Raw genomic sequence first — 15236 nt, 5'->3', positions numbered from 1 at the left:
CAGGCTGTGCACCCCGCGGTGCACAGCAGCCGGGGGAAGGTCGGCGCCCACCATGCACGTCACGCATCTGTCGCTGGCCGACTTCCGCTCGTACGCCCGGGTCGAGGTTCCGCTCGATCCGGGCGTCACCGCGTTCGTGGGGGCGAACGGCCAGGGCAAGACCAATCTCGTCGAGGCGGTCGGCTATCTCGCCACCCTCGGCAGCCACCGTGTCTCCTCCGACGCCCCGCTGGTGCGGATGGGCGCGGAGCGGGCGGTCATCCGGGCCGCCGTCACCCAGGGCGAGCGCTCCCAGCTGGTCGAGCTGGAGCTCAACCCGGGGCGCGCGAACCGGGCCCGTATCAACAGGTCCTCGCAGGTCAGGCCGCGGGACGTGCTCGGCATCGTACGGACCGTGCTGTTCGCGCCGGAGGACCTGGCGCTGATCAAGGGCGATCCCGGTGAGCGCCGGCGCTTCCTCGACGAGCTGATCACGGCGCGCGCGCCGCGCATGGCGGGCGTGCGCTCCGACTACGAGCGGGTGCTCAAGCAGCGCAACACGCTCCTGAAGTCCGCCGCCATGGCGCGGCGGCACGGCGGCCGCTCCATGGACATGTCCACGCTCGACGTGTGGGACCAGCACCTGGCCCGGGCCGGCGCCGAGCTGCTCGCCCAGCGGCTCGACCTCATCGGCATGCTCCGCCCGCTCGCCGACAAGGCGTACGAGCAGCTGGCGCCGGGCGGCGGGCCGGTCCAGCTGGAGTACAAGCCCTCCGCGCCCGGTTCCGGGCACACCCGTGAGGAGCTGTACGGGCAGCTGATCGCCGCGCTCGCCGACGTGCGCAAGCAGGAGATCGAGCGCGGCGTCACGCTGGTCGGACCGCACCGCGACGACCTGCTCCTGAAGCTCGGCGACCTGCCGGCCAAGGGGTACGCGAGCCACGGCGAGTCCTGGTCGTACGCGCTGGCGCTGCGCCTCGCCTCGTACGACCTGCTGCGGGCCGAGGGCAACGAGCCGGTGCTCGTCCTCGACGACGTCTTCGCCGAGCTGGACGCGCGCCGGCGCGAACGGCTCGCGGAGCTGGTGGCGCCGGGCGAGCAGGTGCTCGTGACGGCGGCGGTCGACGACGACGTGCCGGGAGTCCTCACGGGGACGCGGTACGCGGTGGCCGGCGGCGCGGTGGAGAAGGTGGCGGCGCGGTGACGAACGGCGAGACTTCCCCACAGCCTGTGGACAAGCCTTCGGCTCCGGAGCCGTCCGGGGTCGACCTCGCCCGCGTCGCGCTGCGCGCCGCCAAGGAGCAGGCGAAGGCGCGGGGCGCGGCGGCGGCGCAGAAGAAGCAGGCCAGGCGCGGTGGCGGACTGCGCTCCGGCGCGCGCGCCGACGGGCGTGACCCGATGGCGCTCGGCGCCGCGATCAACCGGCTGATCACCGAGCGCGGCTGGGAGACGCCGGCGGCGGTGGGCGGGGTCATGGGGCGCTGGCCGCAGATCGTCGGCGAGGACCTGGCCAAGCACTGCGTGCCGCTGAAGTACGACGAGGAGCCGGAGGAGCGGGTGCTCACCGTGCAGTGCGACTCCACGGTGTGGGCGACGCAGCTGAGGCTCCTCGCGCCGAGGCTGGTGGCCCGGCTGAACGAGGACCTCGGGCACGGGACGGTGCGGATGATCAAGGTGCTCGGGCCGGGCGGGCCGCGGCGGGGGTACGGGCCGCTGCGGGCGCCCGGGTCGACGGGGCCCGGGGACACGTACGGCTGAGCCGGACCGGGGCGGGGCCGTCGGGGCGCAGGTCCAAGCAGAAGGGCGCCGTGCGCGGGGGCGTTGTGCCCACCCTCCCCCTGCCTTCGGCGGGGGGACCCCCAGCCCCTGCGGAACGTATGCCCACAACGCGGTGACGGAAGCCGGCGCCGCCCCGCCCACTCGGCGTCACCGCCCGAAGCGCTAGGTGGCCGCCAGGGGCCTCTGGAGCCCCTCTCCGGATATGGGGAGTCGTCTCGGGGCCGTCGAGGGCGGCACATGAGCATTCAGGTACCGGCAAACCCCCATGAGTGTCAGTGGTACCGGTAGACTGGAAGACAATCCCGCCACCCTGCGGAACAAGTCGAACGACGCAGCCGGCTCCCGTATGCCCGGAGAACGGCCTGTGCTGTGCCAGAAAGGGCGCTTCGTGGCCGATTCCGGCAACCCCAACGAGAACAACCAGTACACCGCCAGCAACATCCAGGTCCTCGAAGGCCTGGATGCCGTGCGCAAGCGCCCTGGCATGTACATCGGCTCGACCGGCGAGCGCGGCCTGCACCACATGGTGCAGGAGGTCGTCGACAACTCGGTCGACGAGGCCCTGGCCGGGCACGCGGACACCATCGACGTGACGATCCTGGCCGACGGCGGCGTCCGTGTCGTCGACAACGGCCGCGGCATCCCGGTGGGCATCGTGGCCTCCGAGGGCAAGCCGGCCGTCGAGGTCGTCCTGACCGTGCTGCACGCGGGCGGCAAGTTCGGCGGCGGCGGCTACGCCGTCTCCGGCGGTCTGCACGGCGTCGGCGTCTCCGTCGTGAACGCGCTGTCCACGAAGGTCTCCGTCGAGATCAAGACCGACGGCCACCGCTGGACGCAGGACTACAAGATGGGCGTCCCGACCGCGCCCCTCGCGCAGCACGAGGAGACCGACGAGACCGGCACCTCGGTCACCTTCTGGTCCGACCCGGACATCTTCGAGACGACCGAGTACTCCTTCGAGACGCTCTCGCGCCGCTTCCAGGAGATGGCCTTCCTCAACAAGGGCCTCACCATCGCGCTCACCGACGAGCGCGAGTCCGCGAAGGCGACCGTGGGCGCCGACGACCCGGACGCCGAGGCGGCCGCCGAGCCCGCCGCCCGCACGGTGAAGTACCACTACGAGGGCGGCATCGTCGACTTCGTGACGTACCTCAACTCGCGCAAGGGCGACCTGATCCACCCCACCGTCATCGACGTCGAGGCCGAGGACAAGGAGCGCACGCTCTCGGTCGAGATCGCGATGCAGTGGAACTCCTCGTACAGCGAGGGCGTGTACTCGTTCGCGAACACGATCCACACCCACGAGGGCGGTACGCACGAGGAGGGCTTCCGCGCCGCGCTGACGACCCTCGTCAACAAGTACGCGCGCGACAAGAAGCTGCTCCGGGAGAAGGACGACAACCTCACCGGTGACGACATCCGCGAGGGTCTGACCGCGATCATCTCGGTCAAGCTCGGCGAGCCGCAGTTCGAGGGCCAGACCAAGACGAAGCTCGGCAACACCGAGGCGAAGACCTTCGTCCAGAAGGTCGTTCACGAGCACCTCACGGACTGGTTCGACCGCAACCCCATCGAGGCCGCGGACATCATCCGCAAGGGCATCAACGCCGCCACCGCGCGCGTGGCCGCCCGCAAGGCCCGCGACCTGACCCGCCGCAAGGGTCTGCTGGAGTCGGCGTCCCTGCCGGGCAAGCTCTCGGACTGCCAGTCGAACGACCCGACCAAGTGCGAGATCTTCATCGTCGAGGGTGACTCCGCCGGCGGCTCGGCCAAGTCCGGCCGGAACCCGATGTACCAGGCCATCCTGCCGATCCGCGGCAAGATCCTGAACGTCGAGAAGGCGCGGATCGACAAGATCCTGCAGAACACCGAGGTCCAGGCGCTGATCTCCGCCTTCGGCACCGGTGTCCACGAGGACTTCGACATCGAGAAGCTCCGCTATCACAAGATCATCCTGATGGCGGACGCCGACGTCGACGGCCAGCACATCAACACCCTGCTGCTGACCTTCCTCTTCCGCTTCATGCGCCCGCTGGTCGAGGCCGGTCACGTCTACCTGTCCCGCCCCCCGCTGTACAAGATCAAGTGGGGTCGGGACGACTTCGAGTACGCCTACTCGGACCGCGAGCGCGACGCGCTGGTCGAGCTGGGCAAGCAGAACGGCAAGCGGATCCGCGAGGACTCGATCCAGCGCTTCAAGGGTCTCGGCGAGATGAACGCCGAGGAGCTGCGCGTCACCACCATGGACGTCGAGCACCGGGTGCTCGGTCAGGTCACCCTGGACGACGCCGCCCAGGCCGACGACCTGTTCTCGGTGCTGATGGGCGAGGACGTCGAGGCACGGCGCTCGTTCATCCAGCGCAACGCCAAGGACGTTCGCTTCCTCGACATCTGAGTCGGTCTCAGCTGACCGTACGAAAGGACTGACGACCAGCAATGGCCGACGAAAACACTCCTGTGAACACCGAGACCACGGAAGAGGAGGAGCCGCAGCTGCGGATCGAGCCCGTCGGGCTCGAGACCGAGATGCAGCGCTCGTACCTCGACTACGCGATGTCCGTCATCGTGTCCCGCGCGCTGCCCGACGTCCGCGACGGCCTCAAGCCGGTGCACCGCCGCGTGCTGTACGCGATGTACGACGGCGGCTACCGGCCCGAGAAGGGCTTCTACAAGTGCGCCCGCGTCGTCGGCGACGTCATGGGTACGTACCACCCGCACGGCGACACCTCGATCTACGACGCGCTCGTCCGCCTCGCCCAGCCCTGGTCGATGCGGATGCCGCTCGTCGACTCCAACGGCAACTTCGGCTCCCCGGGCAACGACCCGGCCGCCGCCATGCGCTACACCGAGTGCAAGATGGCGCCGCTGTCGATGGAGATGGTCCGGGACATCGACGAGGAGACCGTCGACTTCCAGGACAACTACGACGGCCGCAACCAGGAGCCGACGGTCCTCCCGGCCCGGTTCCCGAACCTGCTGGTCAACGGCTCCGCCGGCATCGCGGTCGGCATGGCGACCAACATCCCGCCGCACAACCTGCGCGAGGTCGCCGACGGCGCCCAGTGGTACCTGGCCAACCCCGACGCCAGCCACGAGGAGCTGCTCGACGCGCTCATCGAGCGCATCAAGGGCCCCGACTTCCCCACCGGCGCGCTCGTCGTCGGCCGCAAGGGCATCGAGGAGGCGTACCGCACCGGCCGCGGCTCCATCACCATGCGCGCGGTCGTCGAGGTCGAGGAGATCCAGAACCGCCAGTGCCTGGTGGTCACCGAGCTGCCCTACCAGGTCAACCCGGACAACCTCGCGCAGAAGATCGCCGACCTGGTGAAGGACGGCAAGATCGGCGGCATCGCCGACGTCCGCGACGAGACCTCCTCGCGCACCGGCCAGCGCCTGGTCATCGTGCTCAAGCGGGACGCCGTCGCCAAGGTCGTCCTCAACAACCTCTACAAGCACACCGACCTGCAGACGAACTTCGGCGCCAACATGCTGGCGCTCGTCGACGGCGTGCCCCGCACCCTCTCCCTGGACGCGTTCATCCGCCACTGGGTGACGCACCAGATCGAGGTCATCGTGCGCCGGACGCGGTTCCGGCTGCGCAAGGCCGAGGAGCGCGCCCACATCCTGCGCGGTCTGCTCAAGGCCCTCGACGCGATCGACGAGGTCATCGCGCTCATCCGGCGCAGCGAGACCGTCGAGGTCGCCCGCGCGGGCCTGATGGACCTGCTCACGATCGACGAGATCCAGGCCAACGCCATCCTCGAGATGCAGCTGCGCCGGCTCGCCGCCCTGGAGCGCCAGAAGATCGTCGCCGAGCACGACGAGCTCCAGGCGAAGATCAACGAGTACAACGCGATCCTGGCCTCGCCCGAGAAGCAGCGGGCGATCGTCAGCGAGGAGCTCGCCGCGATCGTCGAGAAGTTCGGCGACGACCGCCGCTCGCAGCTGGTGCCCTTCGACGGCGACATGTCCATCGAGGACCTGATCGCCGAGGAGGACATCGTCGTCACCATCACGCGTGGCGGCTATGTGAAGCGGACGAAGACCGAGGACTACCGCTCGCAGAAGCGCGGCGGCAAGGGCGTGCGCGGCACGAAGCTGAAGCAGGACGACATCGTCGACCACTTCTTCGTCTCCACCACGCACCACTGGCTGCTGTTCTTCACCAACAAGGGCCGGGTCTACCGGGCCAAGGCGTACGAGCTGCCGGACGCCGGACGGGACGCCCGCGGCCAGCACGTGGCCAACCTGCTGGCCTTCCAGCCGGACGAGCAGATCGCCCAGATCCTCGCGATCCGCGACTACGAGGCCGCGCCGTACCTGGTGCTCGCCACCAAGGCCGGTCTGGTGAAGAAGACCGCGCTGAAGGACTACGACTCGCCGCGCTCCGGCGGCGTCATCGCGATCAACCTGCGAGAGCGGGACACCGGCGCCGAAGGCGTCGCCGACGAGCTGATCGGCGCCGAGCTGGTGTCCGCCGAGGACGACCTGCTGCTGATCTCCAAGAAGGCGCAGTCGATCCGCTTCACCGCCACGGACGAGGCGCTGCGCCCGATGGGACGCGCCACGTCCGGCGTCAAGGGGATGAGTTTCCGCGAGGACGACGAGCTGCTCTCGATGAATGTCGTCCGGCCCGGTACGTTCGTCTTCACCGCGACCGACGGTGGCTACGCGAAGCGCACCGCCGTCGACGAGTACCGCGTCCAGGGTCGTGGCGGCCTCGGCATCAAGGCCGCCAAGATCGTGGAGGACCGCGGCTCGCTCGTGGGCGCGCTGGTGGTCGAGGAGACCGACGAGATCCTCGCCATCACGCTGTCCGGCGGTGTGATTCGTACGCGAGTCAACGAAGTCAGGGAGACCGGCCGTGACACCATGGGCGTCCAGCTGATCAACCTGGGCAAGCGCGATGCCGTCGTCGGAATCGCCCGCAACGCCGAGGGCGGCGAGGACGAGGATGCCGACGAGGCTGTCGAGACGGCCGAGACGGGCACGACAGTCGAGGCGGTCGAGGGCACGGAGCCCGCGACCGGGGAGCACGAGGAGTAGAGCGTGAGTGGAGCCACGGGCGCCGGTTCGGCCGACGGCCGGTCCGCAGGATCGAGCGGTGCCCGTGGCTCCGCCATGGACTCCCAGGGTGGGGGCACCCCCGCCGAGGGTAGGGGGATTACGGTGACGGACACCCGGGGGCAGCAGCCCTCGTACGAGACGTACAACGGGCCACTGCCCGGCGAGCGGGCGGGGGCGCAGCAGAGCGGCCCGTACCACCCGCCGCAGGCCTATGGCGCCGGACAGCAGCCGCAGGGCGGCGGGGGCGCCGGCGGCACCCTGGGCGGCCAGAGCGCGGCCGCCCAGCGCAAGGCCCGGACGGGGGCGCGCACCACGCCGCGCACCCGCAAGGCACGGCTGCGGGTCGCCAAGGCGGACCCGTGGTCGGTGATGAAGGTGAGCTTCCTGCTCTCCATCGCGCTCGGCATCTGCACGGTGGTGGCCGCGGCGGTGCTGTGGATGGTCATGGACGCCATGGGCGTCTTCTCGACCGTCGGCGGCACGATCAGCGAGGCGACCGGCTCCAACGAGTCGAACGGCTTCGATCTGCAGTCCTTCCTGTCGCTGCCGCGCGTCCTGATGTTCACCTCGGTGATCGCGGTGATCGACGTCGTCCTGATGACGGCGCTCGCCACCCTGGGCGCCTTCATCTACAACCTCTCGGCCGGCTTCGTGGGCGGCGTCGAGCTCACGCTCGCCGAGGACGAGTGACCTGCGGATGACTCACGCGGGGCCGGTCTCGGGAACCGATTTTGGGACTGGCCCCCACGTGCGCTAATCTTCAGGAGTCAGCGCGCGGGACACACACCGCAAAGCGCGGCGGGGCTATAGCTCAGTTGGTTAGAGCGCATCCCTGATAAGGATGAGGCCACAGGTTCAAATCCTGTTAGCCCCACCAGTAGGAAGACCCCCGGTCCGGATGGACCGGGGGTCTTCTTCATCTCTCCGCCGGACGTGCCCGGCCTGCGGGTCAAGGCATGCGGCCGGTTCACCCGTCCGGGCCGATTGCTTTTGCCGGACGCGTGTCCGCCTAGGTCACCGATCGATATCGACCGGTGTGTAGAGTGGGCGTCAGAAGTCTCCTACGTCAACGAAAGACGAGGTCGCGCGGTGAAGAAGCTTCTCCTGGTCGCACTGGCCGCCATCGGCGGGCTCCTCGTGTACCGCCAGATCCAGGCGGATCGCGCCGAGCAGGATCTGTGGACGGAGGCGACCGACTCCGTGCCCGCAGGTTCGGGTGTGTGAGACGCACAGATCGTCCAAGGGTGAGGCCCCGGCCGCTTCGAGCGGCCGGGGCCTCGCTCTGTTCGCCCGGCTGTTCGCCGGCGGTTCGCCCGGTCCGCCGGCGGTTCGCCGAAGTGAATGAATGCGAACGAAATGCTTGCTCTCGCGAATTTGTAGGGTGTGGGCCGTACGGGCGGGCAGGATGGGCCGGCACGGACACGACGAGGGGAAGCGCGTGAAGAGGCAACGGGGTACCGGACGGGCGGCCGGGGCACTGGCCACGGCACTGTGCGCGGGCCTCGCCCTGCCGGGCGGGGCGTGGGCGGCGGCCGGGAGCGACGGCGGATACGCCTTCGACGGCGGCGCACAGCAGGTGAAGGGCGCCGTCTCCAATCTGGACGCCGCACAGCTGAAGGCCGGCCAGACCTACCGCTCCAGCATCAAGAAGGACGGCAAGCTCTACTACCGCGTCGACCTCGACACGAAGCAGAACGCGTACGTCTCCGTCGTCGCCGTCCCCGGGAACGGCGCCAAGGCCGCCTACGGCGACGGCATCAAGGTGAGCATGCAGGACGGCTCCAACAACCGGTGCGGCTACCAGAGCACGTCCTTCCCCGGTGCGTTCACCCGGCCGATCGCCGCGTACGCCCACCGCACCATCGAGCCGGAGTCGACGAGCTGTACGCAGGCCGGCGCCTACTACGTCCTCGTCGAGCGCGAGGCCAAGGACGGCTCGGACGGCGGCGACTGGGACCTGGAGATCCGCTATCTGACCGAGCCGGGCCTCTCCAAGGCGCCCGGTCCGACCGCGCTGCCCTCGGACTGGGCCTCCGGCACGCCCCAGCCGCCCGCCGGCGGCCCGCAGCGGCGCGACGGCGGCGCCGGCTTCGGCGACGCCACCTCACTGACGCAGGGCGAGTGGCGCACCGACCTCGCGCCGGGCCGGACGGTCTACTACCGGGTGCCGGTCGACTGGGGCCAGCAGCTCTTCGCCACCGCCGAACTGGGCAGCAGCCCGGCCGGTGACGCCTATGTCTCCAACGCCCTGGTGCTCTCCCTGGAGAACCCGGCGCGCGGCCATGTCGACCAGGACTCCATGACGTACTCGGGCGACCCGGCGACCCTCGCGCTGGACCCGGAGCGCCCGGTGGCCTACGAGAACCGCTTCGCCTCCACCGACTCCACCAGCGCCATGCGCTTCGCCGGCTGGTACTACCTGTCGGCGACGCTCAGCCCGGAGCTGGCCAAGGCGTACGGGGACAAGCCGCTGCCGCTGACCCTGCGGGTGAACGTCACCGGGCAGGCCAAGCCGGCGCCGCCGTACGCCGGGCCCGCCGGGGTCTTCTCGGTGACCGCGGACGACCGGGACGCGGCCGCCAGCGGTCAGAACGCCGGCGAGGTCGAGCGCAGCGGCACCCTGAAGGTCGTCGGCGTGGCCGGCATCGGCGCGGGCAGCGTGCTGCTGCTCGGCCTGGGCGCCTGGTGGTTCCTGGCCCGCCGCACAGGTTCGAGCTAGGCCTGGAGCAGGGCCCAGATCCCCACGGCGAAGCAGACCAGGGCGGTGATCAGGACCGGCACCGCCACCTTGGCGGGCGGACCCGGCCGGCGCGCGGGCACGACGGCGGCCTGCGAGGCGGTGTACGGGTGGGCGGCGGCCGGCTGCTCGTACGGCTGCGGTGGCTGCTGCTCGTACGGCACGGCGGCCGTGGGCGCCTGGGCGAAGGCGGCGGGGGCCGCGACCACCCGCTGGGTCGGCGTCTGCGGCACGGGCGCCTGCACGGGTGCCTGTACGGGCGCGTGCCGCGGTGGCGGCGGCAGGTGGAAGCTGCCGGTCTCGGAGGGCCCCGGCGGCTGCGGTCCGGCATCCTGCTGCGGTACGGGCGCGGGCGCGGGGGCGGCCGGGGCCGCGGGCAGCGGGCCGTCCGGGCCGAAGCCGGCCGGCAGCGGGCCGATCTGGTCGAAGACCTCGACCGGCTCCTCACCGGCCTCGGGCTCCGGCAGCAGCTCGATCGCCGCCGTGAGCGCCTTGCGCGCCCCCGTGGCCGTCTTGAAGCGGGCCTGCGGGTCGGGCTGAAGCAGCCCGGCGAGGACCTGCCAGAGCGGCTCCGGGATGTCCTGCGGGGCGCCGGGGGTGCCGTACGTCCGGAAGTGGTCCACGAGGGCCTGTGAGTCGGGCTTGCGGCCCTGGAGCAGATAGAGCGCGACCAGGCCGACCGCGAACAGATCGGCCGTGAAGTCGGGCTCGGCGCCCATCAGTTGCTCGGGCGCGAAGTAACCGGGCGTCCCCACCACGTAGTTGGTCTCGGTGAGGCGGGGCTCGCCCTTGCGCATCGAGATGCCGAAGTCGGAGAGCCGCAGGTGCGGCCGTCCGGTGCCGGTGACCTCCATGAGGATGTTCGCCGGCTTGATGTCGCGGTGCACGACCCCCTCCGCGTGCACCGCGGCCAGACCGGACAGCAGCTGGTCGAGCAGGACGCACACGAACCGGGGCGGCAGCGCGCCGTAGTCCCCGATCACGTGCGCCAGCGAGCCGCCCGCCACCAGGTCCATCGTGAAGAGGACCTTGTCGTCGTCCGCGGCCCAGCTGGCCGGGGCGAGGACGTGCGGATGGTCGATGCGCAGCGCCTGCTCGCGCACGAAGCGGAGCAGCGCGTGGGCGTCGCTCTGCTGGAGCACCTTCGCCGCCACGTAACGGCGGCGCCGGTGGTCCCAGGCACGCCAGACCGCGCCGATCCCGCCGCGGCCGATCGGATCGATCAGCTCGTACCGACCCGCGAAGACCTCACCCATCGCGCTGCGCCCGCTCCCCGTACCGTCTGTCGGCCCGTCTCGTCCGGCCTCAGTTCTGATGCGACTCGTAGTGGGCGACCGCGTCGGAGGTGCGCCCCGCGCCGTACACCCGGAGGAACTCTGCCAGCTCGGGGTGGGCCGGCGCGAGCGAGTCGGCCGCCTCGATGATGTCGCCGGCCGCGGCCACGGAGCGCAGCAGGGACTGGATCTCGCGCACCACGCGGCGCACGGTGGGCGCGCCGCTGCTGGAGGTGGTCTGGCTGCCGGCGGTGAGCACGGAGCCGCCCTGGGACTTCTTGATCTCGTCCATCCGGTCGGTGGCCTCGGCGGCGCTGACGCTGCCGTCGGCGACCTGGCCGGCCAGATCCTGCAGGGCCTGGACACGCTGGACGACGGCGGGATTGCCGATCTTGGCCCGCTGGCCGCTCATCAGCTGGGAGAGCATGGGCGCCGAGAGCCCGAGCACGGCGGCGAGCCTGGCCTGGTTCAGCCCGAGATCGTCGATCAGCCGACGGAAGAGCGCCCCCAACGGCTCCCCGTACCAACTGCGCTGAAGCTCCCGGGCTCTGGCCGTGGCTTCCTGCTGCGCTGTATCCATTACTACTTCTCCCCATCCCTTGGGTTCGCCACTGCGAACCCCGGTCAGCATCTTACGGAGAGTGGTCGCTCACGGGGAGTCCCAATCCTTTTGCGGGATACGGGGGGTCACCCGGTACTCTGGTCTCGTTCCGGGGCCTTAGCTCAGTTGGTAGAGCGCTGTCTTTGCATGGCAGATGTCAGGGGTTCGACTCCCCTAGGCTCCACCGGAAGAAAGCCCCTCCGACCTGCGGAAACCCGCCGTCGGAGGGGCTTTTTCGGATCCCGGGAGCCGAGGAAGTGGCCCACTCCTTCCACCGCTGAATGGACCGGGATCCCTGGGCCACCGAGCCCTAGATTCAGCGGTATGACGACGACGAAGAGCACGGAGCGCGCCGCCCGCCCCGAGGGCCCGGCCGGCGCGCGGACCCGACGGGCGCTGCTCGTCGCCCAGTTCGGCAACTCCGTGGGCGACGGCGCCTTCTACGTGACCTCGGCGCTCTACTTCTCCCGGATCGTCGGCCTGTCCGCCGCGCAGATCGGCGCCGGGCTCGCCCTCGCCTGGGGCATCGGCTCGCTCGCCGGGGTGCCGCTCGGGCACCTCGCCGACCGGCGCGGGGCGCGCGGCAGCGCCGTACTGCTCGCCCTGGCGACCTCCGCGGCCGTCGCCTCCTTGCTCCTCATCCGCGACTTCGTGCCCTTCCTGCTCGCCGCGACCCTGTACGCCACGGCGCAGAGCGGTCTCGCCGCCGCCCGGCAGGCGCTGCTCGCCGGGCTCGTCGGGCCGGAGGCCCGGGTCGGCATGCTGGCCCGGCTGCAGGCCACGCTCAACGCCGGGCTCGCCGTCGGCGCCGCGCTCGGCGGCCTCGCCATCGCCGACGGCTCCCGCACCGCCTACCTCGCGGTCTTCGCCCTCGACGCGCTCGGCTTCCTCTTCTGCGCCCTGGTGCTCCGCAGCCTGCCGACGGTCCCCGCGAGCCCGGCCGGCGCCGCCGGCGAGCCCCGGCTCGTGGTGCTGCGGGACCGTCCGTACGCGCTGCTCACCCTGCTCAACGCGATACTTCTGCTCCGCATGCCGCTGCTGAGCCTGGCGCTGCCGCTGTGGATCGTGGAGCGCACCACGGCCCCCGGCTGGACGGTCTCGGCGCTCTTCGTCCTCAACACCGGTGCGGTGATGCTCTTTCAGGTGCGGGCCGCGCGCTCGGTGACCGGACTGCCGGAGGGCGTCCGCGCGGTGGGCCGGTCCAGTCTCGTGATGTTCGGCTCCTGCGCGGTGTTCGCGGTGACCGCCGCCGGATTCGGTGCCTGGCCGACGGTCGCGGTCCTGGTGCTCGGCGCGGTCCTGCAGGTGATCGCCGAGATGCGGCACTCCGCGGGGTCGTGGCAGATCGGCTTCGCGCTCGCCCCGGCCGACCGGATCGGCCAGTACCAGGGCTTCTACGGCACCGGCGTGCCGGTCGCACGGACCCTCGGGCCGCTGCTCGTCACCACGCTGCTGATCGGCTGGGGCGTGGCGGGCTGGCTGCTCCTGGGGGCGGTCTTCGTGGCCGCGGGCCTGGCCACGGGCCCGGCGGTGCGCTGGGCGGAGCGGGCCCGGCTCGGCACGCGGTGACGCGCCCTTGACCCGTACGAGTGGTGTTCATCGGAAGAACTGCGCGGCGGCTGCGTGCCTCCGGACATCCCGGAGTCGCGTCCCCATCATGAGCAATGTACGAAAAGCGCGCAATCCGAAATGAACCATCCGAGAACGGCCCATCATTCCGCGAGGCACGCGAACCGCGCGGAACCCCCGGGCCCTCGGGACTCGACACCACGAAAGTGAGGGGTCATGGCCACCGCCAAGGTCAAGCAGTTCTGGACCGCCTTCGTCTCCGTCCTCGTCGCCCTGTTCGCCTCCCTCGGCCTGGCGACGCCCGCCACCGCCGCGACCGCTCATCCCGCCCTCGCCCAGGGCGACGAGCCCGCCCCGGCCGGCGCCGCCGAGGCCCGCGCGGAGCGCGCGGCCGTACCGCTGCCCGCCCAGCGAACGGCAGCCCACTGGCACCTCGCGCAGGGCCGCGCCCTGCCGCCCACCATCAAGCAGCGCATCGGCGCCGAGGCGCACGGTTCCTCCCCGGCCGTCCGTCACCTGCCGGTCGACGGCGACGCGGCCGACGGCCACGGTGCCGGGTACGGAGCCGCGTACGGCGCGGGGTCCGGCTCGGCCGAGCTGTCCGGCCTGGCGCTGACCGGCCGGACCGCGTAGGGCGCGGCGGGAACCTCCGCCGCGCCCCGCTCGCTCGTACGTCCTGCCGTACGTCGTCCGTACCGCAGCCCGAACGACCGCAGCCCGAACGACCGCAGTCCGCGAATCCGCGGTCCGCACCGCGGTCCGAACCGCCGCAGTCCGTACCGGCCGGCGATCAGCGACGCTCCTCGTCGCGCTTCGCCGCCTCCTCCTCGGCCTCCTTGGCCGCCACCCCGGGATCGAGTGACGCACCGCCGTCGTCGACGGACGACAGCCCGGTCTCCTCGTCCACCTCGGTGGGAGCGGGAGGTTCGACCAGCCAGTCGGGGTTGGCCTGCCTGTCCCACCACTTCCAGGCGGCGATCGCGCCGCCGACCAGAAGCCCGAGGACCACGAGGCCCTTGGCGAGACGTCCGCACCTGGCGCGACGCTCATGCTTCTTCATGATCTTCTCGATGTCCCTCGGCGTCACCTGACCGCGCAGCGCGGCCCAGGCGGCAGTCGAACGCGACCCGGCCTCCTCGAGGACGGGACCGGTCGCGGCGACCGCGTGCTCGACACGCGGAACGGTGTAGTCGGCCGCCTGACGGGCGGCCTTGCGGGTCACGGCCGCGGCACGCTGCGCGGCCTCGTCGACCCGCGGCGGCACGTGCGGTGCGACCAACGAGTCGTACTGCGTACGGGCCTGGACACGGGCCTGCGACGCGGCCTTCGAGACCTTCGGCGCGAGCCAGTCGCGCGTCTCCAGCGCGTAGTGCGCGGCCTGATCCCGGGCCGTTTCGGCGTACGGCGCCACCACTTCCGCGGCGTGCAGCACGCTCTCCTTCGCCGAACCTGTCGCGGCGCGCACGCTCTCCATGCGGGTCACGGGATTCCTCCTCCTCGGGTGGCGATGTCGGTTTTTCACCTTTCCATCCTTTTCGGAATCATGCCTGCCGTGCCGCGCTCCGGCATGCGGGGCGGGCATCCGGGGCATGCGGCCGTGCGAGGATGCCCACGGACGTGAAGCGCGCACGGGCGCGCAGTGGTGGAGGAAGGCGGATCGTGGCCGAGCAGCTGTACGCGACTCTGAGGACCAGCGCGGGGGACATCGAGATCCGCCTGCTGCCGTTCCACGCCCCGAAGACGGTGCGGAACTTCGTCGAGCTGGCCCGCGGCGAGCGCGAGTGGACCCACCCGGCGACCGGTGCGGTCTCCACGGATCCGCTCTACGACGGCACGGTCTTCCACCGGGTGATCAAGGGCTTCATGATCCAGGGCGGCGACCCGCTGGGCAACGGCACGGGCGGCCCCGGCTACGAGTTCGCCGACGAGTTCCACCCGGAGCTGTTCTTCGACAAGCCGTACCTGCTCGCGATGGCCAACGCCGGCCCCGGCACCAACGGCTCGCAGTTCTTCATCACGGTCGGCGCGACGACCTGGCTCAACCGCAAGCACACGATCTTCGGCGAGGTCGTCGGCAAGGACAGCAAGGCGGTCGTGGACGCGATCGCCGCCGCGGACACCAACCCGCGCACCGAGCGCCCGGTCGAGGACGTCGTGATCGAGACCGTCGTCATCGAGAGCCGCTGAATCGGATACCGCTGACCCGGAACCTTTGCGCCCCGCCCGTCCG

General features: G+C 71.2%; 13 protein-coding genes and 2 tRNA genes. 12 read left to right on the top strand and 3 right to left on the bottom strand.

The window, feature by feature from the left end; translation table 11 throughout:
- Positions 1 to 52: 52 nt before the first annotated feature.
- The 8 genes from recF (at position 53) to AB0M18_RS22100 (ending at position 9544) form a co-directional block, all read left to right on the top strand.
- Positions 53 to 1183 (top strand): DNA replication/repair protein RecF, encoded by a 1131-nt coding sequence (recF, locus tag AB0M18_RS22135; RefSeq protein ID WP_365760528.1) that lies wholly within the window; start codon positions 53 to 55, stop codon positions 1181 to 1183.
- A complete protein-coding gene (locus AB0M18_RS22130) occupies positions 1180 to 1737 on the top strand; it encodes a DciA family protein (RefSeq protein WP_365760526.1) in 558 nt (185 codons plus the stop codon). Before recF ends, AB0M18_RS22130 begins: the two co-directional genes overlap by 4 nt.
- A 385-nt stretch (positions 1738 to 2122) precedes the next feature.
- Entirely contained in the window at positions 2123 to 4153 is a 2031-nt protein-coding gene (gene gyrB, locus AB0M18_RS22125; RefSeq protein WP_365760524.1) for a DNA topoisomerase (ATP-hydrolyzing) subunit B, read from the top strand.
- Between the two features lie 41 nt (positions 4154 to 4194).
- A complete protein-coding gene (gene gyrA / locus AB0M18_RS22120) occupies positions 4195 to 6804 on the top strand; it encodes a DNA gyrase subunit A (RefSeq protein WP_365760522.1) in 2610 nt (869 codons plus the stop codon).
- 123 nt (positions 6805 to 6927) lie between these two features.
- Complete coding sequence (locus tag AB0M18_RS22115; RefSeq protein ID WP_365760520.1) at positions 6928 to 7515, top strand: DUF3566 domain-containing protein; 588 nt, start codon at positions 6928 to 6930, stop codon at positions 7513 to 7515.
- Between the two features lie 110 nt (positions 7516 to 7625).
- Positions 7626 to 7702 (top strand) — tRNA-Ile (locus AB0M18_RS22110).
- Positions 7703 to 7914: 212 nt separating this feature from the next.
- Positions 7915 to 8049: a DLW-39 family protein gene (locus tag AB0M18_RS22105; protein ID WP_003958712.1), complete on the top strand. Its 135-nt coding sequence runs from the start codon at positions 7915 to 7917 to the stop codon at positions 8047 to 8049.
- A 214-nt stretch (positions 8050 to 8263) separates the two neighbouring features.
- The gene (locus AB0M18_RS22100) at positions 8264 to 9544 is read left to right on the top strand and encodes a hypothetical protein (protein WP_365760518.1); all 1281 of its coding nucleotides are present in this window, start codon (positions 8264 to 8266) and stop codon (positions 9542 to 9544) included.
- Here AB0M18_RS22100 and AB0M18_RS22095 read toward each other — a convergent pair.
- A complete protein-coding gene (locus AB0M18_RS22095) occupies positions 9541 to 10818 on the bottom strand; it encodes a protein kinase (protein ID WP_365760516.1) in 1278 nt (425 codons plus the stop codon). The genes AB0M18_RS22100 and AB0M18_RS22095 overlap by 4 nt on opposite strands.
- 49 nt (positions 10819 to 10867) lie before the next feature.
- Positions 10868 to 11416, bottom strand: coding sequence for a DNA-binding protein (locus tag AB0M18_RS22090; protein ID WP_365760514.1), 549 nt, complete (start codon positions 11414 to 11416; stop codon positions 10868 to 10870).
- A 132-nt stretch (positions 11417 to 11548) separates the two neighbouring features.
- On the opposite strand from AB0M18_RS22090, the gene AB0M18_RS22085 reads away from it, so the two are divergent.
- From AB0M18_RS22085 to AB0M18_RS22075, 3 genes are all read left to right on the top strand, one after another.
- A tRNA-Ala gene (locus AB0M18_RS22085) sits at positions 11549 to 11621 on the top strand.
- A 140-nt stretch (positions 11622 to 11761) separates the two neighbouring features.
- Positions 11762 to 13006, top strand: coding sequence for an MFS transporter (locus AB0M18_RS22080; RefSeq protein WP_365760512.1), 1245 nt, complete (start codon positions 11762 to 11764; stop codon positions 13004 to 13006).
- A gap of 216 nt (positions 13007 to 13222) precedes the next feature.
- A complete protein-coding gene (locus AB0M18_RS22075) occupies positions 13223 to 13639 on the top strand; it encodes a DUF6344 domain-containing protein (RefSeq protein ID WP_365760510.1) in 417 nt (138 codons plus the stop codon).
- Between the two features lie 157 nt (positions 13640 to 13796).
- Here AB0M18_RS22075 and AB0M18_RS22070 read toward each other — a convergent pair whose 3' ends face one another.
- The gene (locus AB0M18_RS22070; RefSeq protein ID WP_365760508.1) at positions 13797 to 14489 is read right to left on the bottom strand and encodes a DUF5324 family protein; all 693 of its coding nucleotides are present in this window, start codon (positions 14487 to 14489) and stop codon (positions 13797 to 13799) included.
- A 176-nt stretch (positions 14490 to 14665) separates the two neighbouring features.
- On the opposite strand from AB0M18_RS22070, the gene AB0M18_RS22065 reads away from it, so the two are divergent.
- On the top strand, positions 14666 to 15193 hold the full coding sequence (locus tag AB0M18_RS22065; RefSeq protein ID WP_365760506.1) for a peptidylprolyl isomerase: 528 nt from the start codon (positions 14666 to 14668) through the stop codon (positions 15191 to 15193).
- Positions 15194 to 15236: the final 43 nt, after the last annotated feature.

The sequence above is a fragment of the Streptomyces sp. NPDC051909 genome (assembly GCF_040681095.1).
GTDB lineage: Bacteria > Actinomycetota > Actinomycetes > Streptomycetales > Streptomycetaceae > Streptomyces.
This window is presented reverse-complemented; position numbering and strand designations above follow the sequence as displayed.

Coding starts and splice junctions, on each gene's coding strand:
- AB0M18_RS22090 (WP_365760514.1), bottom strand. CDS start 11,416: ATGGATACAGCGCAGCAGGAAGCCACGGCCAGAGCCCGGGAGCTTCAG.
- AB0M18_RS22075 (WP_365760510.1), top strand. CDS start 13,223: ATGGCCACCGCCAAGGTCAAGCAGTTCTGGACCGCCTTCGTCTCCGTC.
- gyrA (WP_365760522.1), top strand. CDS start 4,195: ATGGCCGACGAAAACACTCCTGTGAACACCGAGACCACGGAAGAGGAG.
- AB0M18_RS22080 (WP_365760512.1), top strand. CDS start 11,762: ATGACGACGACGAAGAGCACGGAGCGCGCCGCCCGCCCCGAGGGCCCG.
- recF (WP_365760528.1), top strand. CDS start 53: ATGCACGTCACGCATCTGTCGCTGGCCGACTTCCGCTCGTACGCCCGG.
- AB0M18_RS22095 (WP_365760516.1), bottom strand. CDS start 10,818: ATGGGTGAGGTCTTCGCGGGTCGGTACGAGCTGATCGATCCGATCGGC.